This is a genomic window from Microbacterium sp. zg-YB36 (assembly GCF_024623575.2).
Taxonomy (GTDB): domain Bacteria; phylum Actinomycetota; class Actinomycetes; order Actinomycetales; family Microbacteriaceae; genus Microbacterium.
The window spans coordinates 1-18,285 of the sequence record NZ_JANJFD020000011.1 but is presented as its reverse complement, the minus strand read 5'-3'; the positions used below and the strand labels follow the sequence as shown (position 1 = coordinate 18,285).

17 protein-coding genes are annotated in these 18,285 nt (G+C 71.4%); 11 read left to right on the top strand and 6 right to left on the bottom strand.

Annotated elements, in window-relative coordinates:
• The first annotated feature begins 33 nt into the window (after positions 1-33).
• From ftsH to NQ151_RS14655, 9 genes are read left to right on the top strand one after another with little or no spacing between them, the layout of a single operon-like run.
• Positions 34-2,037 (top strand): ATP-dependent zinc metalloprotease FtsH, encoded by a 2,004-nt coding sequence (gene ftsH / locus NQ151_RS14695; protein ID WP_257508876.1) that lies wholly within the window; start codon positions 34-36, stop codon positions 2,035-2,037.
• A gap of 9 nt (positions 2,038-2,046) precedes the next feature.
• Positions 2,047-2,637 carry a GTP cyclohydrolase I gene (gene folE, locus NQ151_RS14690; protein ID WP_257528553.1) on the top strand — a complete coding sequence of 197 codons (591 nt, stop codon included), beginning with the start codon at positions 2,047-2,049 and terminating at the stop codon, positions 2,635-2,637.
• On the top strand, positions 2,634-3,473 hold the full coding sequence (folP, locus tag NQ151_RS14685) for a dihydropteroate synthase (protein ID WP_257528552.1): 840 nt from the start codon (positions 2,634-2,636) through the stop codon (positions 3,471-3,473). The genes folE and folP overlap by 4 nt, the downstream gene beginning before the upstream one ends.
• Positions 3,470-3,841, top strand: coding sequence for a dihydroneopterin aldolase (gene folB / locus NQ151_RS14680; RefSeq protein WP_257528551.1), 372 nt, complete (start codon positions 3,470-3,472; stop codon positions 3,839-3,841). The genes folP and folB overlap by 4 nt, the downstream gene beginning before the upstream one ends.
• Positions 3,838-4,398: a 2-amino-4-hydroxy-6-hydroxymethyldihydropteridine diphosphokinase gene (gene folK, locus NQ151_RS14675; RefSeq protein ID WP_257528550.1), complete on the top strand. Its 561-nt coding sequence runs from the start codon at positions 3,838-3,840 to the stop codon at positions 4,396-4,398. The genes folB and folK overlap by 4 nt, the downstream gene beginning before the upstream one ends.
• A complete protein-coding gene (locus NQ151_RS14670) occupies positions 4,395-4,892 on the top strand; it encodes a DUF3180 domain-containing protein (RefSeq protein ID WP_257508881.1) in 498 nt (165 codons plus the stop codon). The genes folK and NQ151_RS14670 overlap by 4 nt, the downstream gene beginning before the upstream one ends.
• On the top strand, positions 4,843-5,451 hold the full coding sequence (locus NQ151_RS14665; protein ID WP_502883580.1) for a PH domain-containing protein: 609 nt from the start codon (positions 4,843-4,845) through the stop codon (positions 5,449-5,451). The genes NQ151_RS14670 and NQ151_RS14665 overlap by 50 nt, the downstream gene beginning before the upstream one ends.
• Positions 5,452-5,462: 11 nt before the next feature.
• Complete coding sequence (locus tag NQ151_RS14660) at positions 5,463-7,151, top strand: PH domain-containing protein (protein ID WP_257528548.1); 1,689 nt, start codon at positions 5,463-5,465, stop codon at positions 7,149-7,151.
• Positions 7,148-7,858: a DUF2520 domain-containing protein gene (locus NQ151_RS14655; protein WP_257528547.1), complete on the top strand. Its 711-nt coding sequence runs from the start codon at positions 7,148-7,150 to the stop codon at positions 7,856-7,858. Before NQ151_RS14660 ends, NQ151_RS14655 begins: the two co-directional genes overlap by 4 nt.
• A gap of 9 nt (positions 7,859-7,867) precedes the next feature.
• Here the strand turns inward: NQ151_RS14655 and NQ151_RS14650 are convergent, their stop codons facing one another.
• From NQ151_RS14650 to NQ151_RS14620, 6 genes are read right to left on the bottom strand one after another with little or no spacing between them, the layout of a single operon-like run.
• Positions 7,868-9,430: a serine hydrolase domain-containing protein gene (locus NQ151_RS14650; RefSeq protein WP_257528546.1), complete on the bottom strand. Its 1,563-nt coding sequence runs from the start codon at positions 9,428-9,430 to the stop codon at positions 7,868-7,870.
• Positions 9,427-11,283 (bottom strand): membrane dipeptidase, encoded by a 1,857-nt coding sequence (locus tag NQ151_RS16795; RefSeq protein ID WP_353477579.1) that lies wholly within the window; start codon positions 11,281-11,283, stop codon positions 9,427-9,429. The genes NQ151_RS14650 and NQ151_RS16795 overlap by 4 nt, the downstream gene beginning before the upstream one ends.
• 4 nt (positions 11,284-11,287) lie before the next feature.
• Positions 11,288-12,166, bottom strand: coding sequence for an aminodeoxychorismate lyase (locus NQ151_RS14635; RefSeq protein WP_257508886.1), 879 nt, complete (start codon positions 12,164-12,166; stop codon positions 11,288-11,290).
• A 15-nt stretch (positions 12,167-12,181) separates the two neighbouring features.
• Complete coding sequence (menC, locus tag NQ151_RS14630; protein ID WP_257508887.1) at positions 12,182-13,306, bottom strand: o-succinylbenzoate synthase; 1,125 nt, start codon at positions 13,304-13,306, stop codon at positions 12,182-12,184.
• Complete coding sequence (locus NQ151_RS14625; protein ID WP_257508888.1) at positions 13,303-14,004, bottom strand: MurR/RpiR family transcriptional regulator; 702 nt, start codon at positions 14,002-14,004, stop codon at positions 13,303-13,305. Before NQ151_RS14625 ends, menC begins: the two co-directional genes overlap by 4 nt.
• Positions 14,005-14,010: 6 nt before the next feature.
• Positions 14,011-14,820, bottom strand: coding sequence for a hypothetical protein (locus NQ151_RS14620; RefSeq protein WP_257508889.1), 810 nt, complete (start codon positions 14,818-14,820; stop codon positions 14,011-14,013).
• 113 nt (positions 14,821-14,933) lie between these two features.
• Between NQ151_RS14620 and NQ151_RS14615 the strand changes: the two genes are divergently transcribed.
• On the top strand, positions 14,934-16,070 hold the full coding sequence (locus NQ151_RS14615) for a M20/M25/M40 family metallo-hydrolase (RefSeq protein ID WP_257528545.1): 1,137 nt from the start codon (positions 14,934-14,936) through the stop codon (positions 16,068-16,070).
• 293 nt (positions 16,071-16,363) lie between these two features.
• Entirely contained in the window at positions 16,364-18,217 is a 1,854-nt protein-coding gene (locus NQ151_RS14610) for an ABC transporter substrate-binding protein (RefSeq protein ID WP_257528544.1), read from the top strand.
• Positions 18,218-18,285: the final 68 nt, after the last annotated feature.

Genomic DNA, 18,285 nt, shown 5'->3' with positions numbered 1-18,285 from the left:
TCCGACGAAAGGGATCGGGCGTCGGCCCGCACCATGGACTTCAAGAAGATCACTCGCAACCCGCTGATCTACATTCTGCTGGTCGGCGTGCTGCTGCTGGTCGGGTTCTCGCTCATCTCCAGCCTCGGCGGGGCGAAGCAGATCACGACCCAAGAGGGCTTGGAGCTGCTCAAGGGCGGCACGGTCACCGAGGTGCTCAACACCGACGGCGACCAACGAGTGGACATGACGCTGTCCGAACCCCACGACGGGGCGACCGACGTGCAGTTCTACTACGTCGAGGCCCGTGCCGACGAGGTCATCAGCGCGATCGATGCCGCCGAGCCCAAGGACGGCTTCAACGACGCCGTGCCGCGTGCGACCTGGTTCGACGGCTTCATCTCGCTGTTCCTGCCGATTCTGCTGCTGGGTCTGCTGTTCTGGTTCCTGCTGTCGTCTGCCCAGGGCGGCGGCGGCAAGGTGATGCAGTTCGGCAAGTCGCGCGCCAAGCTGGTCACCAAGGAGACTCCCACCGTCACGTTCCAGGACGTCGCGGGCGCCGACGAGGCGATCGAGGAGATGCAGGAGATCAAGGACTTCCTGAAGGACCCGGCCCGCTTCCAGGCCGTCGGCGCCCGCATCCCCAAGGGCGTGCTGCTGTACGGTCCTCCCGGAACCGGCAAGACCCTGCTCGCCCGCGCCGTCGCCGGTGAAGCGGGCGTGCCGTTCTACTCGATCTCGGGTTCGGACTTCGTCGAGATGTTCGTCGGCGTCGGCGCCAGCCGCGTGCGTGATCTGTTCACGCAGGCCAAGGAGAACGCCCCCGCGATCATCTTCATCGACGAGATCGATGCCGTCGGTCGTCACCGCGGTGCCGGACTCGGCGGCGGTCACGACGAGCGCGAGCAGACGCTCAACCAGATGCTCGTCGAGATGGACGGCTTCGACCCCAAGGCGAACGTCATCGTCATCGCGGCCACCAACCGCCCCGACATCCTCGACCCCGCGCTGCTGCGCCCCGGCCGCTTCGACCGGCAGATCGGTGTGGATGCCCCCGACCTCAAGGGCCGACTGAAGATCCTCGAAGTGCACGGGCGCGGCAAGCCGCTCGCCGACTCGGTCGACCTCGAGGTCGTCGCGCGCAAGACGCCCGGGTTCACGGGCGCGGATCTGGCGAACGTGCTCAACGAGGCCGCGCTGCTGACGGCGCGCTCCAACGCGCAGCTGATCGACATGCGGGCCCTCGACGAGGCCATTGACCGCGTGATCGCCGGCCCGCAGCGGCGTACCCGCGTGATGAAGGACAAGGAAAAGCTCATCACCGCGTACCACGAGGGCGGCCACGCCCTGACGGCGGCGGCGATGAACCACACCGATCCGGTGACCAAGGTCACGATCCTGCCGCGCGGCAAGGCTCTCGGCTACACGATGGTGCTGCCGCTGGACGACAAGTACTCCATCACGCGCAACGAGCTGCAGGACCAGCTCGCCTACGCGATGGGTGGCCGCGTCGCCGAGGAGGTCATCTTCCACGACCCCACCACCGGCGCCTCCAACGACATCGAGAAGGCGACGAGCATCGCCCGCAAGATGGTCACCGAGTACGGCATGACCACCGAGGTCGGCCCGGTGAAGCTGGGAGCGGCATCCGGTGAGATGTTCCTCGGGCGAGACATGGGGCACGGCCGCGACTTCTCGGAGTCGGTCGCCGAGCGCGTCGACATGCAGGTGCGGGACCTGATCGAGCAGGCGCACAACGAGGCGTACCAGGTGATCAACGAGAACCGCGACGTGCTCGACAAGCTCGCGCTGGCGCTGCTGGAGAAGGAGACCCTCGACCACATCGAGCTGGCCGAGATCTTCAAGGACATCACGCACCTGCCGCCGCGTCCGCAGTGGCTGTCCAGCAGTGAGCGACCGGTGTCGCCGCGGCCGCCGGTCGAGGTGCCGCGCCGCCGTGAGGACGCCGGGCTCGCCGCCGCGGTCGAGGCCGATGAAGCGGTCGAGAAGGCCACTCGTCGCCGTCCCACCGGGCAGGCACGACCCGCAACCGCGTAGGCTCGGGGTGTGTCCGTCGACCGTGATCGCGTGTCCGCCCTGGTGCGGGAATTGCTCGTTGCGATCGGGGAGGATCCCGACCGTCCGGGCCTGCGGTTGACGCCGCAGCGCGTGGCCGACACCTACGCCGAGTTCTTCGTCGGCGTGGGCGCCGATCCCGCCGAGCCCCTCGCGCACACGATCTCGGTCTCGCGCGGTCCTGCCCCCGACACGCTGCCGTCGGGCGCGGTGATGCTGCGCGACATCCGCTTCCGTTCCATCTGCGAGCACCACCTGCTGCCGTTCGCCGGGCACGCCCACATCGCGTACCTCCCCGGAGAACAGGTCGTGGGGTTGGGCGCCCTCCCCCGGGTCGTCGACATCCTCGCGTCCCGCCCGCAGGTGCAGGAGCGGCTGGGCGAGCAGGTGGCCGACACGATCGCCGGCGCCATCGACGCCCGCGGCGTGCTGGTCGTGCTCGACGCCACGCATCAGTGCGTCACGATGCGCGGTGGCAGGCAGCCGGATGCCTCGACGGTGACGGTGGCCGCCCGCGGCGAGATGACCGACCCGGCGGCGCGCACCGAGGTCATGGCACTGCTGGCGGGGAGCCGTCGGTGACCGTCGTGATGGGAATCGTCAACGTGACCCCCGACTCCTTCAGTGACGGCGGGCGGTACGCCCAGACGGATGCCGCGATCGCCCACGGCCTGCAGCTGGTCGCCGGCGGTGCCGACATCGTCGACGTGGGCGGCGAATCGACCCGCCCCGGGTCCGGGCGCGTCACCGCGGCGGTCGAGCAGGAGCGGGTGCTGCCGGTCGTGGCGGCCCTGGCCGCCGCGGGGGTCGTGGTCAGCATCGACACCATGAACGCCGACACCGCCGCCGCTGCCGTGGCCACCGGGGCGCGGATCGTCAACGACGTCTCCGGCGGGCTGGCCGACGACGCCCTGTTCGCCGCTGTCGCCGTCACCGACGCCGAGCTGGTCATCGGCCACTGGCGCGGCCACTCCACCGACATGTACGCCGGGGCGCACTACGCCGACGTCGCCGGCGAGGTCGTGGCCGAGCTGCGCGCCCGGGTGGCGGCGGCCCGCGCCGCCGGCATCCCGACCGAGCGCATCGTCGTCGATCCCGGCATCGGCTTCGGCAAGCGGGGGGACCAGAACTGGCAGGTGCTTTCACGGCTCCCCGAGCTGGTGGCGCTGGGCCCCCGGGTGCTGGTGGGCACGAGCCGCAAGCGCTTCCTGCTCGAGGCGCTCGACGCGCTCGAGACGCTCGAGCCTCCGGATGCCGCCGGGCACGAGGACGATCAGCGGCGGCGCGATCTTGCGACCGCCGTCACCAGTGTGCTGGCGGCGCAAGCAGGGGCGTGGGCGGTGCGCGTGCACGATGTCGCCGCCACGCGCGACGCGCTGCGCGTGGCGCGCGCCTGGCAGGAAGGAGTCGCTTCGTGAGCGACCTCGACGAGATCGCCGTCACCGGCATCCGCGCGTTCGGACATCACGGGGTGTACCCCGACGAGCGCCGCGACGGGCAGGAGTTCGTCGCCGACGTGGTGCTTCACCTGTCGACCGAGCGGGCCGCGGCCAGCGACGACGTCGCCGACACCGTGCACTACGGCGAGCTGGCCGAACAGGTCGCGGCCATCCTCGCCGGTGACCCGGTGGACCTGCTCGAGACGCTCGCGGCGCGCATCGCGGACGCCGTCCTTGCCCGTGACCTCGTGGAGCGCGTGCGGGTGACGCTGCACAAGCCCGCCGCACCCATCCCGGTGCCGTTCGACGACGTGACCGTGACCATCACCCGCGGGAGGATGCCGTGAACCGCCGACTCGCGCAGGGCATCTCGGCGGACACCGAGACGCCGCCGGTCCCGCCGAGCGTCGCCGTCGTCGCGCTGGGGGCGAACCTGGGTGACCGCGCCGCGACGATGACCGAGGCGGTGCAGCAGCTGGCGCGGATGCCGCTGACGACCGAGATCATCGCGTCGGCACCGATCGAGACCGTCGCGTTGACCGCCGACGGCCCCGATCCGCAGGCGCCGGCGTATCTCAACGCCGTCGCGCTGGTGCACACCCGGCTGGCACCGAGTGTGCTGCTGGAGTACCTGCACGCCATCGAAGCCCACCACGGTCGCCCCCCGCGCGACCGGGACGCCGCGCGGTGGCAGTCGCGCACGCTGGATCTGGACCTCATCACCTACGGTGATGTGCGCAGCGCCGACCCGGCGCTGCTGCTGCCGCACCCCCGCGCGGCGGAGCGCGACTTCGTGCTGCGCCCATGGTTGACCGTGGACCCCGACGCGGAGCTCCCCGGATACGGCAGGGTGGCCGAACTGCTGCAACGGCTGCGGGACACCGCGGCGGAGGAGTACTCGTGAAACGCACCGGCGCCGGCATCCTGGCCGTCACCGCCCTGCTGGGCCTGGGCGCCGGGTTCCTCGTGGACCAGGCCCTCACCGCGAGCGGGCGGTCCACGTTCTCGCCGTCGCTGATGCTGCCGGTGCTGCTGGTGGCCCTCGGGGCCCTCCTCATCGTGTTCGCGCTGCCGATCGCTCGCGCGACGCGTGGGACCGCCCCCGACGGGGCGCGGCCGGTGAACCCGTTCCAGGCGCTGCGGATCGCGATGCTCGCCAAGGCCTCCAGCATCGTCGGGGCAGGGGTGGCCGGTTTCGCGCTGGGACTCGGTGCCTTCTTGGCCTCCCGGCCGGCCGAACCCTCGTTAGGCTCGGTGGCGACGATCCTCGCGACGGTGATCGGCGGCGCGATCCTCGTGGCGGCAGGACTGGTCGCCGAGCAGCTGTGCACCATCCGGAAGGACGACGATGACCAACCCCCCGCACCCGGGCCCGGCGCCACTCCCTCCCACCACTGACGGGGGCGTGACCGCGCCGGGGATCGACAGTGCGCTCGACGCCGGCACGTACAACCGGCTGATCGAACCGGGCAGCGAGAACCGGCTCGCGCTGGAACGCGGGGTGTGGCACCAGATCTCCCGTAAGTACCTGTGGGTGCAGCTGATCGCCAACGGTGCCATCCTGCTGATCATCGTCGTCGCGATGCTGGTGCTCGCGCTCGCGCTGCAGCAGACGTGGGCGTTCATCCCCGGCGGCATCCTCACCGTCATCATGGTGTGGACGATCGCGATCCTGCCCCGCCAGGTGCGCGCGATCGGTTATCAGCTGCGCGACGACGATCTCGTCTTCCGCCGCGGCATCCTGTGGCAGCGCATGGTCGCGGTGCCGTACGGGCGGATGCAGCTGGTCGACATCACGCACGGACCGCTGGACCGCGGGTTCGGCATCGCCCAGCTGAAGTTCGTCACCGCCGCCGCCACGACCGGGGTGACGATTCCCGGCCTGTCGCAGCAGGCCGCCGAGGCGCTGCGCGACCACCTCATCGCCGTCGCCGAGAGCCGGCGCACGGGCTTGTGACGGATCCCGCGATGACCGACCAGGACACTTCCCCGCCGCCGGCACTCGTTCGTTCGCCGCTCAGTGACGGCGAATGGCACCGCGTGCACCCACTGACTCCGCTGCTGCGCGGCGGGCTCGCCCTTATCGTGGTGGTCGGTGTGATCGTGGCGAACCTCCGCGACCGGCTCATCGCGCTGTTCGTCCCCGGGATGGGGGAGGACGAGGCTGGGGAGTGGGACACCGGCGACGCCATCGACTGGGTGCTCGCCAACAACCTGCTGGTCGTGGCGCTGCTGATCCTGCTCGCGGTCATCCTCGCGCTCGTGGCCGGGTTCTACCTGTCCTGGCGGTTCCACACCTTCCGCATCACCGACGACGACGTCGAGGTGAAAAGCGGCATCTTCTTCCGCACCCAGCGGCGCGCGCCGCTGGACCGCGTGCAGGGCGTCAACCTCACCCGCCCGATGGTCGCGCGGCTGCTGGGGATGGCCAAGCTCGAGGTCGTCGGTGCCGGCACCGACTCCAACGTCAAACTCGACTACCTCACCACGACGAACGCCGAAGAGGTGCGCGCCGACATCCTGCGGCTGGCCTCCGGCCGGCGCCTGGGCGACGCGGCATCCGCCCGCGCCGGCGGCTCGCTGTCGCAGACGGTCAGCCGGGGGCTGACCGGACTCATCGAGGGCGATGACCAGGCATCCAGCGCCCCCGAATCGGTCGTGCACATCCCGGCCGGCCGCCTCGTGGCATCCCAGATCATCAGCCCCGCCACAGTGGGGCTGCTGCTCGGCGTGATCGCCGTCATCATCGGTGCCGTCGCCGGGGTGCCGTGGCTGCTGCTGAGCTTCGTGCCGGCGCTCATCGGTTTCGGCGCCTACTGGATCCGCCAGATCGTGCGGTCGCTGCGGTACTCGATCGCGCCGACCCCCGACGGCGTGCGCATCACCTTCGGCCTGCTGACCACCGTCACCGAGATCGTGCCGCCGGGCCGGGTACATGCGCTCGAGGTGAGCCAGTCGATCCTGTGGCGCGGCTTCGGCTGGTGGACCATCAAGATGAACCGGCTCACCGGGCGCAGCGCCGCGGACACCACGACGGACCAGTTCACCACGGTGCTGCCGGTGGGCACCTACGCCGACGTGGAGCGGGTGCTGCACCTGCTGCTGCCCCACATCGCCGACGGCGATCTGCCGGCGCTCGTGCGTCAGGGGGTCGACGGTCCGGCCGAGGGCGACCCGTTCACGACCACCCCGAAACGCGCCCGCATCATCCGGCTGCTGTCCTGGCGGCGCAACGGCTTCGTGCTGACCGACGACCTGCTGCTGCTGCGACGCGGCGCGATCTGGCGCAAGCTCGCCATCCTGCCGCTGGCGCGGCTGCAGAGCGTGGCGATCCATCAGGGACCCCTGGACCGGCTGCTGCGCGTCGCCGCGGTACGAGGCCACATCGTCACCGGACCCGTCTACGCCAACGTCTCCGCGATCGACCGCGACGACGCGCTGGGCGTGTTCGACGCCGTGGCCGCCGCCGCCGTGCGCGCGGCCGCGACCGACCGCTCGCACCGGTGGGCGGGGGAGGACGACCCGGACCCGCAGGTGCCGCCGATGCTGCGGCGGGTGCGGCCACCCGACCCGGAGCGGCGCGATGCGCTTCCGCCGACCTCCGAGCGCCCGGAGGCGCGGCCGCCGGATGCCGTGCTGCCGGAGGACCCGCGATGATGCGCAGCTCGCGACTCGGGGTCGGGGTGATCGGCGCCGGCCGGGTGGGACCGGTGATCGGTGCGGCGCTGGCCGGCGCCGGACACGCGGTGGTGGGCATCACCGGCGGATCCGACCCCGATCGGGTCGAGGCGATCCTGCCCGGCGTGCCGGTGCTGGATGCCACCGAGGTCGCTCGCCGCAGCGAGCTCGTGGTCATCGCGGTTCCGTCGGCGGAGCTTCCCGGCCTGGTGCAGGGCCTCGCCGATGTCGGCGCGTGGCAGATCGGCCAGCTGGTGCTGCACACCGATCCCTCGTACGGCTTCGGGGTGCTCGCTCCGGCCGCGTCGAAGGGCGCGATCCCGCTCGCGCTGCATCCGGCCATCACCTTCACCGGCACCTCGATCGATGTGCGCCAGCTCGTCGACGCCCACGCCGCGGTGGCGGCGCCGGCGGCCGTGCTGCCGATCGCGCAGGCGCTGGCGGTGGAGCTCGGTTGCGAACCGGTCGTCATCGCCGAAGAGGATCGCGCCGCCTACGCCGAGGCGATCGCGACGGCCACCGAGTTCTCGCGGTCGATCGTGGCGCAGTCCACCGCCCTTCTCGCGCAGGCGGGCGTGGTCAATCCCGGCAGCTACTTGGCCACGCTCGTGCATTCCACGATCGATCAGGCCCTCACCGCCGCCGGCCGGGGCGCCGCGGAGGACGGGCTCAACTCGCTGGGCTGAGCCGAAGCCTCACCCGAGGTCCACGGCGTGGTGGTCGGTCACATCCGCCGTCTCGTCCTCGGGTTTGCGGCCGGTCGGGCCGGCGACGGCGATCGTGAACGTCTGCACGATCGGGTCGGGCAACCCCACCATGCGCACATCGCAGACCAAGGCGCCGCGCTCGCACGGCACGCTCCAGCGCAGCGCGGAGCCGTCGGTCGCCCCGACCACCCGCTGCTCGAGCGGCGCCAGGTCGGGGCGCACCGGTCCGACCTGGGCCAACGCCGCACGCAGGCGCTGCTCGCGCACCGGCTCGGGGACGTCCCGCAGCACGTTGCGGGCCAGGAGCGCTCCGGCATCCGACAGCGGCCGGCCCGTGCGCAGCAGCAGGTCGATGCGGCGGGCGGCGGCGATGGTCTGCCGCCAGGGCCGCACGACGGCCGACGGCGCGTCGATGCGGCCCAGCACGTCGCCGAGCAGGGCGCCGGCGACACCGCCCGCACCGAACGCGTCGCTGTTGCCGAACACGACGACCCCGATGCCGGTGGCCGGGTGCCACCGCATGTGCGAAGAGAAGCAGGGAAGCCCCCCGGCGTGCTGCACGATGCGGCCGAAGCGCCGGTCGTGCTCGATCATGAGCCCGTACCCGTAGCCGGCCCCGTCGAGGTCGCGGCCGGCGAACCTGCTGCCGCCGGCGGGCATCAGGGCGCGGGCCGTCTGCATCTCGCGGCGGGACGCGGCGCCGAGCACATCGGGCGCGGCGGGGTCGTCTCCGAACGCCGAGCCGAGGAACTGCATCCACGTCGCGATGTCGTCGACGGTGCTGAACAGGCTGCCGATGCACGCCAGCGCGCCCGAGCCGACATAGGGCTCCGGGGTGAACGTGGCGCCGTCGTCGAACGTCCGGAAGCCCGCGGCCAGGTCGGTGCCGGTGGGATAGTCCCCGGCGTCGGGGCGCGTGTGGGTCAGGCCCAGCGGTTCGAGGATGCGCTCGCGCACGACGCTCTCCACGTCGCGCCCGGTCACCGCCTCGATGGCGCGGCCGACGAGCGACTGGCCGATGTTGGAGTACTGGTACTCGGTACCAGGCCGCGCCGACAGCGTCAGCCCGGCGGCCACGAGGGTGGCCATCTGCTCGCGGGAGTCGCCCAGATGGTCATCGCCCCACGGATTGTCTTCGGCGAGCCCGCCGCGGTTGGACAGCAGGGCGTCGAGCGTCGTCACCGCGGGCGCGCCGTCGAACCGCGCCGCGGCCAGGCCCGGCACGAGGCGATCGGCCGGGGCATGCAGGTCGAGCAGCCCCTCGTCCCGCAGCGACAGCGCGGTGGCTGCCAGGAAGCTCTTGGACATCGACGCGATGCGAAAGACGGTGCGCCGACCGCTGGCGACGCCGTCCCGTCGCGGCTGGCCGTGGCGGGCCACGGCGATTATCCGGCCGCGGTGGGAGACGGCGGCGATGCACGCCGGCGCCCTGCGGATCGTGTCGGCATCCAGGTGATCGGCCAGTGCGGCCTCGGCCTGCGCAGCCCACTCAGCGGGCGCTTCGGCAGGCGGAACGGCATGGCGGATGCCGACGGTGCGGTGCCCGGTCATGAGAGGGGTGCCCCGACCGCTGCGCAGTCGTCGGCTGCGATCGCGGTGGTGGCCAGGCGGGCATCGGCGGCGGCACGCACCTCGGCGGCGAACGCGCCCGTGAGCGCGCGACTGACCCGCGTGTTGTGTTCGTCGACGGCGCGCGCGGCATCCACCAGCTCCGCCACCGGCCGATCCCCTGGCGCCGGCGTGGTCGGCTCCTGCCAGTTCTGCAGGTCGTCGGCGCACACCTCGGGGTGGAACTGCACCCCCCGCACGTGCCGGCCGAGCCGGAACGCCTGGTGCGCGACGGCGTCGCTGGATGCGAGCAGGACGGCGTCCGGCGGCAGTGCCGTGATCATGTCCTGATGGTTCTCGATCATCGGTGCCCCGGCGCCGAGGGCTTGCATGACCGGGTCCGCCCGGCCCGCCGCGGAGGTGGTGATCGCGGTCGCGCCGCGCTCCTTCGGCCCGAACGACGCGCGCACTTCGCCGCCGGCGACGTGTGCCAGCAGCTGTCCGCCCAGGCACACGCCGAGGGTCGGCAGGTCGGCATCGATGGCCCGCCGCGCGAGCTGCCGCTCCTGCGCGAGCCAGGGCGCCTGGTCGTCCTCGTCGGGCATGAGTCCGCCGCCCAGCAGCAGCAGTCCGTCGTAGCCGGCGATGTCACCGGGCAGGCCGTCGGCACCGCGCACCAGCTCGACGGCGATGCCCTCCTCCTCGAGCCACCGGCTGAGACGCCGCGGACCGGAGGAATCGTCGTTCTGCACCGCCAGCACGCGGGGGCGCGCCGCGGCACGCGCCGCGGTGTCGACGGCGCAGGTCAGCGCCGCAGCTGACGGGGGTGCGGCGCGGCCGGCGAGGAACGCGAGGTGATCGACATCCGACGCCGCCAGCACGCGCAGCACGTTGCCGTGGGCCAGGGCCTCCAGCTCGCCCTGCGACCAGCCGCGGCGGCGCAGTTCGGCCAGCAGATCCTGGTACGTCGACACGTCGTGGAGCCCGGTGGGCATGGCATCCGTTCCGTCGTAGTCGGCACCGAGACCGACCGCGTGCACTCCCGCGACGGCGCGGACGTGCTCGATGTGGTCGGCGACCTGCGAGATGCCCACCTCGGGCGCGGGACCCTGCTGGCCGGCGAGCACCCAATCGCGACGCGCCTGGGACACGAACGAGGGGACGAAGGCCACCATGACCACGCCGCCGCCGGCGCCGATCGCGGCCAGCACGTCGTCGGGCACGTTGCGAGGGTGATCGCACAGCGCAAGCGCTGCCGAGTGGCTGACGATCACGGGGCGGATGCTCACCTGCAGCGCGTCGCGCATCGTGCTCGGCGCCACGTGCGCGAGGTCCACCAGCACGCCGATGCGGTTCAGTTCGCGTACGACCTCGCGCCCGAACTCGCTCAGCCCGCCGTGGCGCGCGACGTCGGTGGCGGAGTCAGCCCAGTCCGTCGTCAGCGACCACGTGAGAGTGAGGTAGCGCGCCCCCAGCCGGGCGTACTGGCGCAGCACCGCGAGCGAGCCGTTCAGCTGCGCACCGCCCTCGACGCCGATGAGGCAGGCCAACCGTTCCGCCGCCATCGCGGCGCGCACGTCGGCGGCGGTTCGGGCGAACGCGAGCCGGCCGGGGTGGTCGCCGACCAGCCGGTGCACGAAGTCGATCTGTTCCAGGGTCGCGGTGACCTGCTCGGCGCCCGTCAGCACGGGGTCCACCCACACCGACCAGAACTGCCCCGCCACGCCGCCGGCAGCCAGCCGCGGCAGGTCGGTGTGCAGCTGCGGCACAGCACCGCGCAGCCCGCTGGTGTCATAGCCGCGGTGTTCGCGGCTGGCCCAGGGGAGGTCATTGTGCCCGTCGATGACAGGGATCATGTCGTCACGCCCTCCGCGCGTCCAGGTGATTGCGCAGCCGCGCCGTCGTCACGTCGTCGACCGGACACGGCGCCCCGTCGATCGACCGTACCGCCGCGGCCCCTCGCACACTCGAGCACAGCCACGCCGCGTCGGCGCGCAGCAGGTCGGGAACCATCAGCGGTCGCGTCGACACGTGCTCGCCCCAGGCTCGGAGACCCGCGAATACGTCCGCCTGCGTCGTTCCGGGCAGGACGCCCAGTTCGGCCGGCGGGGTGACGTACTCGCCGTCGATCCGCGCGACCAGGGTCGAGGTCGGCCCCTCCAGAACGAACCCGTCGCTGCTGACGAAGACGACGTCCTGCGCGCCGCGGCGGGCGGCTTCCCGCAGCGCTGCCATGTTGATCGCGTACGAGAGCGTCTTGGCGCCCTGCAGCAGCCAGGGCGATGTTTCGGCGACGTCGTGGCGGTAGCCGCGGTCCAGCAGCACGACATCCAGCGCGGCGGGGGCTGCGGCCGGCGCGAGGGAGGCGAAGCCGAGCGCCCAGCCGGTGGGTACCCCGTCCCCCGCTTCGTCGCCGCGCGACAGCACGATCTTCACCGCGGCGCGCGGGTGCCGCCCGCTCAGATCGTCCGCGGCGGTCAGCACGGCGTGGCGCCACAGCTCCCGGCTCGGCGCGGGCAGGTCCAGCAGCCGCGCCGACCGCTGGAAGCGGTCGAGATGCTCCTCGAGGGCCTGCGGCACGCCGCGGATCACGACGATCGTCTCGAAGATCCCGTCACCGCGGGCGGCGCTGAGGTCGGTCGCGGTGAGCAATGCCCCGCGCGGATCGACGCGCTGCAGGAACCGGGCGGGATCCTCGTCGGCGGCGAGGTCGAGGACGTAGAGGACGAGCGGGTCCATGCGGGGTTTCCTGTCTCAGGCGGCGATGGCCGCGGTGTCGAAGTGGCGTGAGGTGTTCTCGAGGATCCAGTCGGTGTCGACAGCATGGCCAAGCCCCGGGGTGCGGGGGACATCGACCCTGCCGTCTCGCGCGACGACGGGCGGCACGATGACGTCGCGCGCGTAGTACTTGTCCGACCCCGACACATCGGAGGGCAGCGTGAACCCCGGCAGCGACGACAGGGCGACGTTGGCGGCGCGGCCCACGCCGAACTCGTGCATCCCGCCGCACCACACCGGAATCCCGGCGTTCAGTGCGACATCGTGCGCGCGGCGGGCGAGGGTGAGGCCGCCCATGCGGGAGACCTTGATGTTGAGCACCCGCCCGGCATCGAGGGCGAGCATCGTGCGCAGGTCCCCCAGGTCGACCACCGACTCATCGAGGCACAGCGGGGTGGCCAGCTGCGCCTGCAGTCGTGCGTGCGCGACGAAGTCCCGCGGCGCGAAGGGCTGCTCGATCATGGTCAGCCGTTCGCTGTCCAGGCCGCGGAACACCGCCACGGATTCGGCGGTGTCGGGATAGGCCCCATTGGCATCCACGTGCAGATCGAGGTCGGGATAGGCCGCGCGCACCGTTCGCACCGGTGCCACGTCCCAGCCGGGCGCGATCTTCAGCTTGACCCGGCCGTAGCCGGCGGCGAGCTGGCGGTCCACCTGCGCGAGCAGCGCGTCCAGTCCCGGCTCGATCCCCAGCGAGACCCCCGCCGCGACCGACTGGCGGGTGCCGCCCAGCGCCGTGGCCAGCGGCTGGCCGCTCGCGCGGGCATGCAGGTCCCAGGCGGCGATGGAGAAACCCGCCTTCGCGAACTCGTGGCCGCGGATCTTCGCCCACACCTGCTCGAGTTCGGCCGGGGTGTCCCACGCGGAGCCCAAGACTGCGGGGACGAGGTAGCGCACCGCGATGGTCCAGGCCGTCTCGGTGGTCTCCGACCCGTAGAACGGATCGGCCGGCGACGCGATCTCGCCCCAGCCGACGGTCCCGTCGGCATCGGTGGCTTCCACCAGCAGGTGGTCCAGCCCGGTCTTGCGGTGCGAGCTCGTCTCGAACCCGTGCACGAGCGGCAGGCCGACTTGGAACAGGCGCAATCGGTCGATCCTCACGCGTCGGTCTCCTTGTTCTGCTCCGGATGGTAGAGCCCGAGGTCGGCGGCGAACCGGTCCCTGCCGGCCAGGCGTCGTCTGGCACCCTTCGCGCTGGCGGTGGTCAGCGTGCTGAGCAGATGGCACACCGCGGCCACCGCGGTGGGGGAGTCGGCGAACGAGGCCGAATGCGTGTGCACGCGGATCACCGCCGCTGCCACGCCGGTCAGCGGCGCGTTCTCGCTGTCGGTGATCAGGATGAGCTGTCCGCCTGCCTCGTGGAAGAGCTGCCCGAACCGCACCGTCTCTTCGCGGTAGCGGCGCATGGTGAACGCCACCAGCACATCGGATGCCCGCACGTCGGTGAGGACGGTCAGGGGAGACAGGGCACGGCCGTCCACCAGGAACACGTTGGAGAGGGTGGTCGACAGGTCGGCATTGAGCAGCTCTGCGTAGGCCGCCGTCTTGCCGCGGCCGGTGATGTAGCGCCGGCGTGCGCCCAGGATCAACGCCGCCGCGTGCGCGACCTCGCCGGTGCGGCTGAGCTCCTCGAACGTGCGCGCCAGCGATCGGGCCTCGGCCTCGATGACGCGCGCCTGCAGCGACTCGGCCGAGATGTTGGTGCGGAAGCGCTCGCCGTAGCGTGCGCCGGGGGAATCCAGCGAGCGGTCCAGTTCGCTGTCGTCGACGTCGTCCACGTCGTCCGGTTCGGTCGTCATCGTCCCTCACCCCTTCCGTTGTGCCGACAGGTACACGGCGGTCTCGGTGTCGATCCGTCGGCAGGCGACCAGCACGCGGTCCCCCGCCAGCATCGACGTCAGCCCGTCCCGCACCCGGGCGCGCAGGCCGTCGGCGGCGGCGTCCGCTTCGCCGCGCAGTCCGCTCACCCCGATGCCGCCCGCCGGGACGGCGAGCCACGACGCCGGCTGCGTGGAGCCGTCCGTGCCGGTGGCGACCGCGTCGACGACGCGTCCCCAGTCGGCGCGGCCCAAGGCGGGCGGCTGGGCGCCGCGCACCGCGTCATACGGGTCGAGTGCGCGTTGCAGCGGCCAGTCCACGAGCACCCGGTCGGTGCCGGGGCGGTCGTAGTAGTCGGGTACGTACGCGACACCCTCGGCGTGCAGCGCCGAGAAGTTGAAGTGCGCGTTGCGCGCCAGCAGCGGGTCGAACGTCCAGCGCATCGTGGTGTGCCCCCACTGAAGCGCGATGTCGCGCTGGCACTCCTTCAGCAGCCGGCCCACCCCGCGCCCCTGGTAGCGCGGGTCGACCACCGCGGCCTGCGAGTAGTGGAAGTCACACCCGGCGGCGTCGCGCCCGGCGAAGCCGTAGGCGAAGCCGATGAGTTCGCGTGCCGGAGTGAAGACGCCCACCGCCGAGCCGCCGTTGCGCGCCAGCGCAGTGAGAAGGTTGGGGTTCAGTGAGAAGTCGCGGTCGGCATAACCGAAGACCCGCTCGTACAGCACCGCCGCCGCGCGGTAGGCCGCAGCGTCGCCCAAGCGTTCCGCGCGGAGGGGCATGGCGGGCGCGTGGGGCACGATACGTATCCGATGTTGGGGGGTGGGGAGAGGTATGAGACTGAAATTATCCGACCACTCCCGCCGTCACAAGACTAGATATGTTACGTAAAACGAAATTCTTAGGGAGTCACATGAGCGACGCCATCTCCGAACAGGCGACCGTCCTGGAGCGGCTGGAGCAGCTGGTGCGCCTCGAGTCGCCGTCGCGGGACATCGCCGCGAGCGAGGCGATCGCCGACCTGTTGCGCCAGTGGTGGGAGGCTCTCGGTGCCCGCGTGCGGCTCGTGCGCACGGATGCCGGGCTCACCCTGGTCGCCGATCTCGACGGCGCGGGCGCCCCGATTCTGCTGGTCGGCCACTCCGACACGGTGTGGCCCCGCGGCACCCTGCAGGCCGACCTGCCGTGGGCGGTCGACGGCGACATCGTGCGGGGTCCGGGTGCATACGACATGAAGAGCGGCCTGGTCGTGATGCTCGCGGCGGTGCAGCGCCTCACCGGTCGGGCGCACCGCGCGGTGCGGGTCGTGGTGGTGTGCGACGAGGAGATCGGCTCTCCCACCACGCAGGCGCTGGTGCGCGAGGCCGCGCAGGGCGCCGCCGCCGCGATCGGGTTCGAATCCCCCCACCCGGACGGCGCCCTGAAGGTGGGGCGGCGCGGCAGCACGCGGCTGCGGCTGTCGGTGCGCGGGCGCGCCGCACACGCCGCCCTCGACCCGGCCGCCGGCGTGTCGGCGATCGACGAGCTGGTCGATCAGCTGCTCGCGGTACGCCGGATCGCGTCGGACCCGCAGCTGCCCAGCGAGGTGTTGTGCAACGTCGGCGTCATCCGCGGCGGCACCGCGGCGAACGTGGTGCCGGCCGAGGCGGATGCCGAGATCGGACTTCGCTTCATCGATCCGGTCACAGAGGAGAAGGTGCTGGCGCAGCTGGGTCGGCTCGCACCGGTCCGTGCCGGTGCGTCGGTGGAGTGCGCCCTGCTCAGCCACCGCCCCGCATGGCTGGCATCCGACGCCGACGCCTCGCTGCTGGCTGCCATCGCGGGCGCCGGCGCGACGCTGGGCCAGCAGGTCGACGGCCGGCCGGCGGCCGGCGCGGGCGACACGAACCAGGTGGCGGGCTTCGGCATCCCCACCGTCGACGGGTTCGGTCCGCGTGGCGGCGGCGCGCACGCGCTCTCGGAACACCTGTCACTGACATCGCTGTCCGAACGCATCGCCCTGCTGGAGGCGGTGCTGCTGGCTGGAGTGAGTGCGGCCGATCATCCGTAACGGATCATCTGATCGCGCCGGACGGCCTGAGAACGAACCGGGACTGAGCGGTGTGCGGTCCGAATTTATGCCTGGTTGCGCAGATTGACCGAAACGGAAGATTTCTTCTCGCGTCGTGGTCATTTCGTGTGCTATTCCACGAGTGCGGCGCAATGTAACAGTCGTGTGAAATCGTGGCCGGATCCCCACGATCGGTCACAAATACGTTGACCGCATCGTCGACGATGAGGTTCTATGTAGTCCATCGCCGGCCCGGCCTGCCGCGGCCAAGGTTCTCCCTGAAAGGAACCCCCATGCCCAATCGTCCTCGGACCCGTGCCCGCCGGGCGCTGGCAGTGGTCGCGGCAGCTGCGCTGATCGCACTGCCGGTCGGCGCCGCACACGCATCGGATACGGCCCCTGCCGCCCGTGCTGTGGCCGCCGAAGCCACGTCGACGCCTGACGCCGACGCCACGACCTTCCGCATCGCCACTTCCGGTTTCGTCGACACGTTCAACCCGTTCGTGTCCATCTACCTGACGCCGACGAACATCCTGCGCTACGTCTACGAGTACCTCGTGCAGAACGACGCCGAGGACGGCTCGCCGACGAAGGGTCTTGCCGAGAGCTGGGAGGTCGAAGACGGCGGCATGACCTGGGTCTACACGCTGCAGGACGACCTGACCTGGTCGGACGACGAGCCCATCACCTCGGCAGACGTCGTCTACACCTACGAGCAGATGATGTCCGTGCCCGAATTGAGCGTGGCCAACGGCAACCTGGTGTCGAACTTCGAAAGCGTCGAGGCACCGGACGACAAGACCGTCGTCATCAACCTGAAGACCCCGCAGGCACCCAACCCGGGCACCGAGGTGCCGATCGTCCCCCAGCACATCTGGGAGGAGATCGACGACCCGGCGACCTTCGCCAACGACGCCGACGTCGTCGGCTCGGGGCCCTACCTGCTCGACAGCTACAGTGCGAACCAGTCGATCACGCTGCGCGCCAACCCGAACTTCTGGCAGGGGGCTCCCGCGGTCGACCGCATCCAGTACGTCTACTACACCAACTCCGACGCGCAGGTGCAGGCGCTGCGCTCGGGCGAGGTGGACTTCGTCTCCGGACTCACCCCGACCCAGTTCGACGCGCTGGAGGATGTGGAGGGCATCACGACGCACTCCGGTGTGGGGCGTCGCTACCACTCCATCAGCATCAACCACGGCACCGTCACCCGTGACGGGCAGGCATACGGCACCGGCAACGAAGCACTCAAGGATGTCAACGTGCGCCAGGCGCTGCGCCTGGGAACCGACACCGAGACCCTGCTCGAGCGAGTGATGGAGGGTCGTGGCGAGCTGGCCACCAGCTTCATCCCCTCGTCGTTCCCGAAGTGGGCCCTTCCCGCCGACGACGACGTGATCATGTCGTACGACCCCGAAGCGGCCATGGCCAAGCTCGAGGAAGCCGGCTGGACCGTGGGCGCGGGCGGCATCCGCGAGAAGGACGGCACCCCGCTGCAGCTGCGCCTGCTGGTGGATGCCGACGACCTCACCGAGCAGTCGATCGCCGAGTACTTCGTGCCGTGGATGGCCGAGATCGGTGTCGGCATCACGGTGGAATCCACCGACGGCGACACCATCAGCGCCCGTTCGGTCGCGGCTGACTACGACCTGTACTTCAGCGGGTGGAGCGTCAACCCCGACCCCGACTACCAGCTGGGCATCAACCTGTGCTCGACGCTGCCCACCGGCACCGACGGCTCCGGCGGCACCAGCCAGGACGGCTACTGCAACGAGGAGTTCGACGAGCTGTACGCTCAGCAGCGCTCCGAACTGGAGGAGGAGAAGCGCCAGGAGATCGTCCACGAGATGCTGGCGATGAACTACACCGACACCGCGCAGATCGCCACGTGGTACGCCAACTCGCTGGAGGCCTACCGCTCCGACCGGTTCTCCGGCTTCACGCTGCAGCCCGCCGAGGGTGGCATCATCGCCAGCCAGGCCGGCTACTGGGGCTTCCTCACCGTTGAGCCGGTCGAGGGCGCCGTCAGCGACGAGGGCGGTGTGCCCACCGGGCTCATCGTCACCGGAGTGGTCGTCGTGCTGATCGTCCTCGGCGTGCTGATCTTCGTCCTGCTGCGACGTCGCAAGATGGCCGACGTCGAATGAGTGACGGGGGCGGGGGGGGCGCGGGGGGGAGCGGCGCGCCGGCGCCCCGCACCAGCACCCACGACCCC